Source organism: Psychrobacillus sp. NPDC093180 (assembly GCF_044754065.1).
Classification (GTDB): Bacteria; Bacillota; Bacilli; order Bacillales_A; family Planococcaceae; genus Psychrobacillus.
The window spans coordinates 527880-540225 of sequence record NZ_JBIVOJ010000001.1 but is presented as its reverse complement, the minus strand read 5'-3'; the positions used below and the strand labels follow the sequence as shown (position 1 = coordinate 540225).

The window sequence follows — 12346 nt, the reverse complement described above, 5'->3', positions numbered from 1 at the left end:
TTTATGTAATTGAAAAAAGTATTTTTTCGCTATGTTTAGTATGTCAGCACAAAATGAGTTAAATATACATTATTGTAGAAAGGGGTTTTACTATGAACGATCATCGTCTCGGGCAAACCGTATTAAATTATCGTAAAAAGACTGGTATGACAATTCGTGAGTTCGCTGATTATGCTGGGATTAGTACTTCACTTATTAGCCAAATAGAAAGAGGACAAGCAAATCCATCGTTAAGTGTATTAAAGCTGATTGCACAGGCATTAAATGTACCACTCTTTACCCTCTTCATTAATGAAATTGATACGGATTCGCTCATTTCGAGAAAACATGATCGAAAGAAAGTATACCGTGAGAATAGTGACCATATTGTCTTTGATGTGTTAACTCCAGACTTCATGAAAGCTCATATTGAACTCTTACTAATGGATTTAAATGCACACGCAAGCACTACGGAAAGTCACTATTCCCACGATAACCAAGAAGAAATTGCTGTCGTTATGAAAGGACAAGCATATGTCGAACTGGAAGGCACCGAATACTTTTTAAGTGAAGGAGATGTCGTACGCATTCCACCAAATGTTAAACACCGATTTTTGAACAAAAGTGATGAATCGAATCATATTTTATTCGTACTAACCCCATCATTAGTTTAAATAACCCCTCTCCATGTAAAGATTAAAGAAATAGTGATCTCAATCATTAAAAAGGAGCTGTTCCAAAAAACACCTCTTTCTAAACTTTAACATAGATATTTAATTTTCTTTAAAGTGTTATTCAAGAATCTGGTCCGATTTTGAATAACAGTGTAACATTTCACAACGGATATCTGAGATTAACTTAATCTTGAAAGACTCAAGGGGATATCTCCAATTCCAGCAATAATCGTGTTAGAACTAATCAAAAAGATCTCAAGTGCGTACTCACACGCGCTAGAGATCTTTTCTTCGTTATGAATAGGTAATTGACTACTATCTATATAAATCGAACAAATGAATATCTAAACTAACTAAGTGCAGGAGCCTTAACTGAGGTAGCCATAGTCATCAGACCAGCAGTGAAGCTGCATGGCTAAGGGCGAGGGGCGTCCCTAGCGCCTTAGCGAATTCAATGGGATTCTTTACGCGCATTAACTGGCAGTAATACTCCTACGGATTAAAGGTTCACTTTATGTCAACTTATTGTTACCAATTCTGAAGGTTATTTTGAATTTACGCGTGTAAAATAACTCAAGACTCTTTTCAAAAAAGATTTTTGGATTTTCTTTTTTCTAGATAGGTAGTTATGTCCTAATTTATATCTTCTTGCTTCCTTTTCCAAGTCAGCCATCCGTTGCTTTACATATTCTATATCGTTATTCGTAAACATTATTTTTCTCCTTAAGGAGAAGTCCAATTATATTCTTAAGGTGTGGCTAGCACCATTCCTGTTAGCCACTTTTCACCTAAATAGTGTGTTGGCGACTCCAATTTATTTTTACCTACAAATTTATTAATCTGCTTACCACTCATTTTTGGTATCATCATTTTTTTCCTCCTTCATTTATTTTTTTTCCGATTAAACCAATAGCATCATTTTAGTCAACTGGGGGTTTTTCTTTCCCCAACCGATGCTATCCACTTTCGAGAGATTCCTTTTTTAATAACTTACTTCGCTGTTTCATGATTATCATCATCACTAGCACTCCTTTTCTTGTTATTTTGTTTATATATGCAACACGCAATGCGTGAAAACACCATAGTTTCTAAAAATGCACACAAAAGAGCACACGCTTTTTTACATAAGCGTGTGCTCATAGAAAAAGAACGGTAAACATGCCGTCCGTATTAATTATTTACAAAAAAATAATTAGCAGTTGGGCACGAAATCACTATACGATTATTTTTTGAAATTCTAAATGTAGTCATTTTCCGTACCTCCATTTCTAATTTGTATAACTAACTCCTATAGTATATCCTTGCTTATTTCTGAATGTCAACACCTTTCTGAATATTATGATTATCAAAAGTACTTTTAAATGTACAGGAGCAATTTCTTTAAAGACGTTGCCATACCTGACTGAGGCATCCATTCATACAATAATTTCAACAAAAAGAGAATTGATTTAGAATCAACGCTCCTATTTATATTATCAGTTTCTCAAAATCTTTTTAGGTTCAAAAACAACCTTTTCTACCTTTTTATAACAATCACACATTATTGCTTAGTTACGTCTTTTTATGCTGGTTGATATAAAAGTTAGATAAAATACTTCTTCAAAGAATAATTTTTGTATTTTAATTTTTCAATTCAAAAATTAAGTTAATTGTACTTCCTAAATCAATACTTTTTTTCATTACTTACCAAATCCTTTTTTCAAAGCATTAATACCTTTAATCACCTCATTTAGATTTGCTTCTTCATTCATTTCATTTCTAGCATAAAGCAGTGCTGGTCTTACCGATTCTACAGAACGTCCAGAGGAGTCCATCCATTCATAACGTGGTACCATCCAAGTATGAAAATGATGAGTTGTGTCTTCATTGTAAAAATAATAAACATGATCGATGCCTAAAACTTCTCGTTGAGCTTTTCTGATCTTTGTTAGTATTTGTATATAATCGATTTGTTCATCTTCCGTCATTTCATCCAAACACTTGAAATGACGCTTCGATGCCAAAATGACTAAACCTTTAATAGGATAGGCAACATCTTGGTGTGCATGGAAGTGTTCTGTTTCGACTATTACACCACCATCGGGTTGAATCAGTCCCCCTGTTATCGTACAACTTAAACACTCCACTTCTATCATTTGTCCATTTGCTAAGGTTATCTTTCTCATTTTTGCACTCCCTATCTTCTCCATTTGAATGCTCAAAAAAACAGCGAAAGCATATTTAAATGCCTTCGCTGTTTTATACTTGTATTAAACTTCTTCACAATGTTCTTCAAATAGTCCTTGAAGATGTGTAATAACTGATGTTGGAGCGTGCCCTTCGATTTCGTGACGACCGATTTCTGCTACTGTTTGTCCATCTTTTAATAATACAAATGATGGGGATGAAGGTAAATGTTCTTCACCAAAAATATTACGTGCTTGTTGTGTTGCTAATTTATCTTGACCAGCAAATACTGTTACCAGATGGTCCGGGCGTTTATCGTAATGAATTGCGTTAGCTGCTGCTGGTCGTGCGATACCACCTGCACATCCACAAACAGAGTTAATCATTACGAGTGTTGTACCTGGACGAGATAAAGCCGCATCTACTTCTTCTGGTGTTGTTAATTGCTCATAACCACTAGTTTCCATTTCTCCACGTGCTTGCATAACCATATCATTCATCAATAAATTAAAATCCATATTCATTGTTCAACACTCCTCCTATCAAATGCGCCTCTGCGTATTTGCGTCTAGATTTTGAATTGGGCTAGCTCAATTAACTCCTTTCAAAATCTGTGACATCCGCCGGAGGCTTAACTTTATGCAGCTAGGTTTTAGACCTTGCTGCATAAAGTTAAACTAGTATTATCTTATCAGATTATTGTTTAGAGTTCGAGGAAAATAACTCATCAACTGCCTGTGAAACAGTGATTTGTTCGCCCCTTACTAATTGTTCTAATTCCTTCATCGATTGTTTCTTTTCATTAGAAGAGAAAAAGTCATCATACAACCGGTCGATGATCATTGTTTTATACCAATCAACGGTCTGTTCTTTTCTTCTCTGAACCCAAACACCGTTTTCTAGCATACTTTTTTGGAAAGACAAAATTGTGTCCCACACGATATCAAGTCCCTTTTTATATAGGGAGGAAACTGCTAGTGCTGGTGTCGTCCAATTGGGTGTAGACGGTGCTAGAAAGTGAAGTATTTGTTTATATTCTGCCACTGTTTTTTTTGCAAGTTTTTCATTCGCCCCGTCTGCTTTATTCACAATAATAGCATCGGCAAGCTCCATTATGCCTTTTTTCATACCTTGCAATTCGTCTCCTGCCCCAGTCAAAGCTAGAAGTAAGAAGAAATCAACCATCCCCCGAACAATCGTTTCGCTTTGTCCAACGCCTACTGTTTCCACTAAAATGACATCGTATCCTGCTGCTTCACATAAAAGCATCGTTTCGCGAGATTTTTTGTGAACACCACCAAGCGTACCAGCAGATGGAGACGGTCTAATAAATGCATTAGAGTTTTTCGCTAGCTCTTCCATCCGCGTTTTATCGCCAAGAATACTTCCACCAGTTAAAGAAGAACTCGGGTCAATCGCAAGTACCGCCACTTTATAGCCTTGGTTACAGAGCATTTTTCCAAAGGCTTCGATAAATGTACTTTTACCCGCTCCCGGAACACCAGTTATCCCAATCCGGATACTGTTTCCTGTGTGGGGCAGAAGTTGTTTTAATAATTGCTGACCAATTGCTTGCTGATCACTTACTGTACTTTCGATAAACGTTATCGCTTTTGCTAAGTGTAGTCTTGAACCATTACGGATTTCACGAATATACTCTTCTTCATCGATAACAAGCTTTTTCTTTTTCGTAAATTTCTTTACAATCGCTTTTCCCATACCATCATGCTGCGATTTAATCCCACTCATGACATGCATCGAAGTTTCCTTATTTTTTCTCGATTCAGCCATTAGCCTTCTTCTTCCTCATAACCCAATCGTTTATATACTTCTTCGATGACTTTTTGAGCGGCAACAGGAATAACTGTACCAGGGCCAAAAATTGCAGAAGCTCCATTTTCACGTAAAAATGCATAATCTTGTGCAGGGATTACTCCGCCAACCACGATTAAAATATCTTCTCGACCTAATTTTGCGAGTTCTTCACGTAAAGCGGGAACAAGCGTCATATGACCGGCCGCCAATGAACTTACCCCTACTACATGGACATCATTTTCCACTGCTTGTTGCGCCGTTTCAGCCGGTGTTTGAAATAAGGGGCTAATATCGACGTCGAATCCTAAGTCTGCAAATGCTGTTGCAATGACTTTAGCACCTCTGTCATGCCCATCTTGGCCCATTTTGGCGATCAGAATACGAGGACGTCTTCCTTCGTTATCTCGGAAATCTTCTGCCATTTGTTTGACTGCTTCAATTTCCTCTGCATCACTAAAGTTTGCACTATATACGCCGCTCACGGAACGAATCACCGCCTTATGTCTTCCGGCCACATATTCAATAGCATCGGAGATTTCTCCGATCGTTGCACGTTTTCTAGCTGCATCCACCGCAGCTGCTAATAGATTTACTTCCCCTGTTTTTGCTGCTTCAGTTATGGCCTTAAGTGCTTTTTGTACTGCTTCTTCGTCGCGATTTGCTTTTACTTCTGCCAAGCGTTCCATTTGTTTTTGACGCACGACTGTATTGTCGATATTCAAAATATCAATAGCATCTTCTTGTTCTAAACGATATTTGTTGACACCGATAATGATTTCTTTGGAAGAGTCAATTTGTGCTTGTTTTTTCGCAGCCGCTTCTTCAATTTTCATCTTCGGCAGTCCAGTTTCGATTGCTTTAGCCATGCCGCCAAGCTCTTCGATTTCTTCGATTAGTGCCCAAGCTTTTTCCATCAGTTCGTTTGTCAGTGTTTCCACATAATACGAACCGCCCCATGGATCAATTACTTTTGTCATATTCGTTTCTTCTTGCAAAAATAGCTGCGTATTTCGTGCAATTCGAGCAGAAAAGTCCGTTGGAAGTGCAATCGCTTCATCTAGGGCATTCGTATGAAGTGATTGTGTATGTCCCATTGCAGCGGCGTTTGCTTCCACTAAAGTTCTCGTTACATTATTAAATGGATCTTGCTCCGTTAAACTCCAGCCGGATGTTTGAGAATGTGTACGTAGCGCTAATGTTTTTGGATTTTTTGGGTCAAAGCTAGCCATCATTTGTGCCCAAATTCTACGTGCAGCACGCATTTTTGCTACTTCCATGAAATAGTTCATACCGATTGCCCAGAAGAATGATAGTCTTGGTGCGAATGAATCAATTTCAATACCGGCTTTTAAACCTGTCCGAACATATTCCAAACCATCTGCTAGCGTATAAGCAAGCTCAATATCTGCAGTAGCTCCCGCTTCTTGCATATGATAACCAGAAATCGAAATCGAGTTGAACTTCGGCATATACTTGGCAGTGTATGCAAAAATATCTGCAATTATTTTCATCGACATATCTGGTGTGTAAATATACGTGTTTCGAACCATGTATTCTTTTAAAATATCATTTTGAATTGTCCCTGCAAGCTTCTCTGGAGTTACTCCTTGCTCTTCAGCAGTGACAATATAAAATGCTAGAATCGGTAAAACGGCCCCATTCATCGTCATTGACACAGACATTTGGTCGAGTGGAATACCACTAAAGAGTATTTTCATATCTTCTACAGAATCGATAGCAACTCCCGCTTTTCCAACGTCCCCTGTCACTCGTTCATGATCCGAATCGTAACCTCGGTGAGTTGGTAAGTCGAATGCTACCGACAAACCTTTTTGTCCCATTGCTAAGTTTCTTCTATAGAAAGCGTTACTTTCTTCCGCTGTTGAAAATCCAGCATATTGACGCACAGTCCATGGTTTTGCCACATACATCGTTGGATAAGGTCCCCGTGTATTTGGTGCGATTCCGGGTAAATCATTTAAATGCTGCACATTGCTTCGGTCAGATTCTTCGTATACTTTTTTTAGCTCAATTCCTTCATTTGTTAAAAAGGAATTTACTTGTTGTTGACTATTCGTTGATTTTTCTATTAGTTTTTCGATAGAAACGGCTGAATAATTAGGCTTTGACATTGGAATCCTCCTTTTGCGCAAGTGCTAGCAATTGTTGTCCCTTTTCAAGTAATGATTGTCCGGCAAAAATGCGTCCAGACAAACCAGCTTCTAACCAGTCTTCATACTCCTCGAATTTGCCTGCTACATCCATTGGAACAGACAATTGCTCATTCAATAATGCAGGAACTAAACCTGCCGTTTGCTCATCATTTCCAACGAAGATGACATAGTCAATACGTTGTTCATCGATCCACTTTTGTAAATCGAACGGTTTTAAATTTTCCGGTGCAATAGTTGGAGAAATACCTAATGCGATTAAATAACCGCTAACGAAATCCATTCGCGCTTTATATTCTTTTAATAAACCATATGGAATAATAGCAGTGTTCAATGGTTTTTGTTGAAATGCTTGTCTTAGCTGTTCGAATGGTTCGGCAAGACGTTTATAATCTATCTGTTTAATAGCTTCAGGTAATACATCAGCTGGATTTGCGTAAATATTTGTACCGATAAGCGATTTTTTACGAGTAGCAAGTAAAGCAAGCTGCTGCTCCCATTTTTCATGTGCTCGAGCTAAAAGCTTTGCTTCTCTAACTTCTAGCGTTTCTTCCTTCATTAACTCTAAAAAATTGGCCCATGCTTTTTCCACTAATTCTTTTGTTAAACTCTCCACATAGTAAGACCCACCAGCTGCATCAATTACACGCTGAATATGCGTTTCTTCTTTAAATACGAGCTGCATATTACGTGCGATTCGATTTGATGTCGGTGTAACTTCTGTTAAATAATCATGTGGGTATGTTGTTACGCTGTCTGCTCCTCCAAGCACCGCGGCAAGCGCACTATTTCCTGCACGAAGAATATTAACATATGCATCTAGTACAGAAAATGAACGCAGAGAAGTTTCCACATGCACAGGAATTGCTTCTAGATTCGCTTGTCCAAATCCTTCGCCAAAAGCTTGCCAAAGGACACGGAATGCACGAATTTTTCCTATTTCCATAAAGAAATTTGTATCTACCGAAAACTGAACGAATGCCTTTTGAACAAGCTCCCCTATGCTTGTTTCACGAGCAAGTGCATCTGCTTGTACAAGAACACTTGCCAGTTCACTGACAGCGTCTCCTCCCGCTTGATGAATGCTTGAGCCATTTAAGAAAGTCGTTCTTGCATGTAAAGTAGTAGCATTTTTTGCTCCCTTCACTAAACCATTTAACTCCGTGAAATGGTCTAAAAAGGACGGATTGTCTGTTACATTTAAAATTGCCTTATATTCTGCTAATAGTGCTTTCCATTCCTCTATTTGCTCAGCACTCCATACATGTTCTTTTTCCACTTTATAATGAATGACATCATTGCCTTTTCCAAGCGATTCTTTTATATCCGCTAACACTTCCTCAGATGTTCTACCCTCTGCAAGTTGCGCGATGGACCATTCGGAAGAATTTTTCGCTTGTCGTACAATGGCCGTTTGTGAAGCAGGTATATTTGCCCCATCAGCTAATGAATAAAGCGGTTTCAAAATGATATCCTCTAAAGTTTTTGTGGAGAGGGCCTCTAATGTCTTCCCTTTTAATGATTTAAGTGCTACTTGTTCCCAATCACCCAGTGTTGCTCTATTAAATGTTGTTTGTTTCATTTTATCTATTGTCATATGAACGCTCACGCTTCCCCCTATGTAAATAAAATTAACTTAATTATATATTAACGGACAATGAATACATTAGAAAGGGAAACTTCCTAAGAAGTCTGAAGAAAGAATATACGCGCTAAAGTTCTTCTAGAAAGTTTTCCGTAAATGAAAATTTTGGAATTTTATACCAAAAGAAAAATCCTCTCTCATAATCGAAAGAGGATTTTATTTTTTTTACTCAATTGCTCCCGTACCTTTAAGCTCTACTTCTACGCTTACGTCAATCGGTAAATCTGGATAGGCTTTTTGCCATACAGAAATCGTGTTCTTATCATAGAGCACCATCGACCTATACCTTAAACCGAACCCTATTGGGTCAAAATTTTCTTTTTGAACGGTAGTGAGGAAATCTTTAATCTTTTTTTTCACTGTTTTCGAAGCTATCTGGTCATACTCCTTAAGGTCTTTTAAGGATAGGTTTTTATTCGACTGACCAATCACGCCAACCATTTTCACGTTCATCTCAATGGAAGTTGGTTTTTCATCAACCATTAAAATTTTATAATGAATCTTTGTTCTTTCCATATTAATGATTAATGTTAAATCATCTGATTCTGCTTTATAGCTAAATCCACTCATTCCATTTACGATGGTATTGTAATACTTTGATTCCTCTGCGTTTAATTCGAGTGGTTTTGTTTCCTCTTTGATAACTAATGATTTATTGACTATTAACTCTTTTTTATCTTCTGATGCTTCTACAAGCGGCACTACTGCGTCTATCCCATCCGACAACATATTTCTTCTAAATTCATAAAGAAAAGTAGAGGTGATAAAAGGACTATCCGTACCACTACTACCAAAAAAGTTTATAAGAGTAGAGGATACTGCAGACTCCGCAGCCGGCTCAACTCGTAAAATAGATTCGGCAGAAGATTTAGCAGCTGCTACCCATGCTATTAACTGAATATCGCTCCGTCTTACAAAGTAATCCATAAAGTCCTTTGTATTCCCATGCAATAAATCCTCGTTAATAACGATCATTTTGGTATGTCCGAATTCTAGCACCTTATCGGTATGCGTCTCCAAAATCCGAATGGCTTCTGCAAGCGTTTCTGCTTCGAACACTAGATATTCATAGTTAGGACCGGTAGACGACTTTATAGAAGCGACAGGTAATGATAGTTTGAGCGTTACTTTATATCCTCCATCTACCTTTTCCGAAGGATCTACACCAATACCAGTCACGAAAACTCGTTTATCAATGTCTTTAAATCCACATCCAGCTAAAATAGATACACATGAAAAGTATATAACTACCACAACGATTACTTTAAAACTTTTGAATCGATGCTTCATAATTTTGCTCTCCTTTTCACTATAACTAAAGAAGTGATTAAAACGGTGAAAAAAATAGGTAAAGATCCAAAGAAATAATTGGATAAGGAAAACAACTGGTACTGTGTCAATTTTTTAGTTAAAACTAAAGAAATGATGCCAAATATAACAACAAAAATGTAAGGAGCCAACATTTTATCTTTCCATTTCAATCGTTTAAATTGAAAAATACTCTCCAAAAGTTTTAAAGCCACATGCCAATGCAATAATAAACTTACAAAAGCGATTCCTAAAAAAGAGAGGATAAAAATAAAAATAACCCGTTCTATTAAACCATATTTCATGCGAATCGAATCACTTGTGGATATCCATGGAAAAGTAAGTTCTGCTATCTGTTCCACCCCGTTATACCCAATAGGTACAAAAAAAGTAGTAAACAATACAGCAGATCCTGATAAACTAATAATCAGGACTTGTTTCCATCCCATTTTATGCTTTTTTGTAAAAAGTTCATTGAAAATGACCAAATCTGCAATTCCCACAAATATATAAAGAGCAGCACCAAAGGCCCAATAAGAGGGAACATGATTTATATGCATCATAGAAATCTTAATAAAATCCCAGTCTAGTTTGGGATTCACATAAAATTTTATCAATAAAAAGAAAATTATAGGAACAAATAAAACGAGCACAATTTCTGCCATATACAACATACTTCTAGATTTCATCAATATGCCAAAAGATATAACAACAACAAAGGCGAAAGTCGTTACAACAATGGATGTTTCCGGTGAGAAAAATGTTATAAATAGAAATACGTACGTAATCAGCGTAATTAGCCCAGCTCCAAACCAACATAAAAATAGGTAAAAAAGCACCGGGTAAGCAAACCATTTGGGTGTATTTTGTTTCAACATATCCGGGAAACTTTTACCAGGAAACGCATTGAATAATTTAACGATTGTATACACAAATGCTGTTCCAATAAAAACAGCGGCTATCATAGAAGGAATTGCCCCAGTTTTGCTTTCAAACAAAAGAACTTTAGGCACGGAGGCTACGATATTAGAAATCATCGTTAAAAAAATAAAATAATAAAGAAAACGACTCATTCGCTTTTCACCCCTTTTTCACTCCTTCTACTCTTCCAATACATTTTTAAATAAGGTTCACCAAAGCTTTCCTTATTGATCAAAAACATAATGATTCCTAAAAAACCAAGTATGAAACCGACTGTACCAAAAAAAGTAGTAAAAGCGAGTAAAATATACCTGCAAAATCTAATCGAAAAACTCATCTCATTAATTGGGATAACGAAGCTCGAGATAGCGACTGCTGATACAATGATGATCATGATATTAGAGGTTAGCGCTGCTTCAGTAGCTGCAGAACCCAATATTAAACCACCAACTGTTGTTGCTGTTGCGCTTATGGCTTTTGGCAAACGAATACTCGCTTCTGTTAATAGCTCCATGAAAATAAGCATAAATAATACTTCTATAAAAGATGGGTAAGGCACTCCAATCCTACTTCCCGCAACAGTTAAAGCGAGCTCCGTTCGGAAAATATCCGGATTATAAGAAGTAATGGCAACATATAGAGCAGGCAATATTAAACAGGTCACGAGACCAAAATATCGAAGTACGAGCGTAAACGAAGTAATCCAAAACAAATGATAGTTATCTTCCATGGACACCATAAAATCAAAAAAGACGACTGGAGCAATTAATGCGTGTGGACTGCCGTCAATCATTATAATAACTTTCCCAGCATCCAAGTTATAACAAATGCGATCAGGCCTCTCTGTGAGCATTAGTGTAGGAAACAAAGTAAACCTCTTCCCATTTAAGTATAGCTGTAGCTCCCCCGCTGATTGAATAAGCGGGGAATCTAATTCTTCCAGTCTTTTCCGAATTGTTTTTAAGATGGCTGGCTTTACAGTTTGATCGTCATAAATTAGAGCAATGTCATTATGCGTTTTATCTTTTAACTCTAAGATTTCTATTTTCAGGGTGGGTTCCTTATAACGGTGTCGTATGATATTCAAGTTGGTAAGAATATCCTCGCTTAATGCTTGCTGAGGTCCATATACAGTTGGTTCCATTAGTGTTTGCTGGACTGTGCTGGTGTTTACCTTCTTCACATCTATTAGAAAAAATTGATGTTGAACCGCTATTAAGACACTTCCCTTTGTAAGCTCAAGTGGGATTGCTTCTTCTGATTTAATTTCTAGAATATCAGGCGATGATTGAACATAGGACCCATAATGTTGCATCGACTTCATTTCGAAAAAAGGCTTAATAATAATGTTTTGTAACTTATCGCCGTCTACTGCCGTTTTTAAATAAAGTAGGAATGCTGCCTCTTCTTCTAGCTGTAAAGGGATTAGCAAAACATCAAAAGAAGGACTTAGTTGCTCCTTAAGTTCACTCATCAACTTAGGAGGATTCGGTTTCTCTTTTAAATTTGTCATGTACAAACCTCCAGGAAAGAGAATCTTCGATAAGCATAGGTTAACCGAAAGAGCACTTTTCAATCCTACTTGCCAGGAAATATTCATGCTTACATTAAAGAAAATTTATGTTCATGAATACATACGCCTACATAACTAGCATATATTTTTTAAA

General features: G+C 37.1%; 9 protein-coding genes and 1 pseudogene. 1 reads left to right on the top strand and 9 read right to left on the bottom strand.

The window, feature by feature from the left end:
* Positions 1–31: 31 nt before the first annotated feature.
* Positions 32–653 (top strand): annotated as a pseudogene (locus ACIP9W_RS02770) (helix-turn-helix domain-containing protein).
* Between the two features lie 747 nt (positions 654–1400).
* Here ACIP9W_RS02770 and ACIP9W_RS02765 read toward each other — a convergent pair.
* The 9 genes from ACIP9W_RS02765 to ACIP9W_RS02725 all read right to left on the bottom strand — a co-directional run bounded on the left by ACIP9W_RS02765 (position 1401) and on the right by ACIP9W_RS02725 (position 12192).
* Positions 1401–1523, bottom strand: a complete 123-nt coding sequence (locus ACIP9W_RS02765) for a hypothetical protein (RefSeq protein ID WP_256363930.1) — start codon at positions 1521–1523, stop codon at positions 1401–1403.
* An 809-nt stretch (positions 1524–2332) separates the two neighbouring features.
* Positions 2333–2818, bottom strand: a complete 486-nt coding sequence (locus tag ACIP9W_RS02760) for an HIT family protein (protein WP_400785734.1) — start codon at positions 2816–2818, stop codon at positions 2333–2335.
* An 84-nt stretch (positions 2819–2902) separates the two neighbouring features.
* On the bottom strand, positions 2903–3343 hold the full coding sequence (locus ACIP9W_RS02755) for a BrxA/BrxB family bacilliredoxin (protein WP_400785732.1): 441 nt from the start codon (positions 3341–3343) through the stop codon (positions 2903–2905).
* A 172-nt stretch (positions 3344–3515) separates the two neighbouring features.
* Positions 3516–4610, bottom strand: a complete 1095-nt coding sequence (meaB, locus tag ACIP9W_RS02750) for a methylmalonyl Co-A mutase-associated GTPase MeaB (protein ID WP_400785730.1) — start codon at positions 4608–4610, stop codon at positions 3516–3518.
* Entirely contained in the window at positions 4610–6766 is a 2157-nt protein-coding gene (scpA, locus tag ACIP9W_RS02745; protein WP_400785728.1) for a methylmalonyl-CoA mutase, read from the bottom strand. Before scpA ends, meaB begins: the two co-directional genes overlap by 1 nt.
* Positions 6753–8414 (bottom strand): methylmalonyl-CoA mutase family protein, encoded by a 1662-nt coding sequence (locus ACIP9W_RS02740; RefSeq protein WP_400785726.1) that lies wholly within the window; start codon positions 8412–8414, stop codon positions 6753–6755. Before ACIP9W_RS02740 ends, scpA begins: the two co-directional genes overlap by 14 nt.
* A gap of 201 nt (positions 8415–8615) precedes the next feature.
* Positions 8616–9740, bottom strand: a complete 1125-nt coding sequence (locus tag ACIP9W_RS02735) for a Ger(x)C family spore germination protein (RefSeq protein WP_400785725.1) — start codon at positions 9738–9740, stop codon at positions 8616–8618.
* Positions 9737–10831, bottom strand: a complete 1095-nt coding sequence (locus ACIP9W_RS02730; RefSeq protein ID WP_400785723.1) for a GerAB/ArcD/ProY family transporter — start codon at positions 10829–10831, stop codon at positions 9737–9739. The genes ACIP9W_RS02735 and ACIP9W_RS02730 overlap by 4 nt, the downstream gene beginning before the upstream one ends.
* A complete protein-coding gene (locus ACIP9W_RS02725; protein ID WP_400785721.1) occupies positions 10828–12192 on the bottom strand; it encodes a spore germination protein in 1365 nt (454 codons plus the stop codon). The genes ACIP9W_RS02730 and ACIP9W_RS02725 overlap by 4 nt, the downstream gene beginning before the upstream one ends.
* Between the last annotated feature and the right edge of the window lie 154 nt (positions 12193–12346).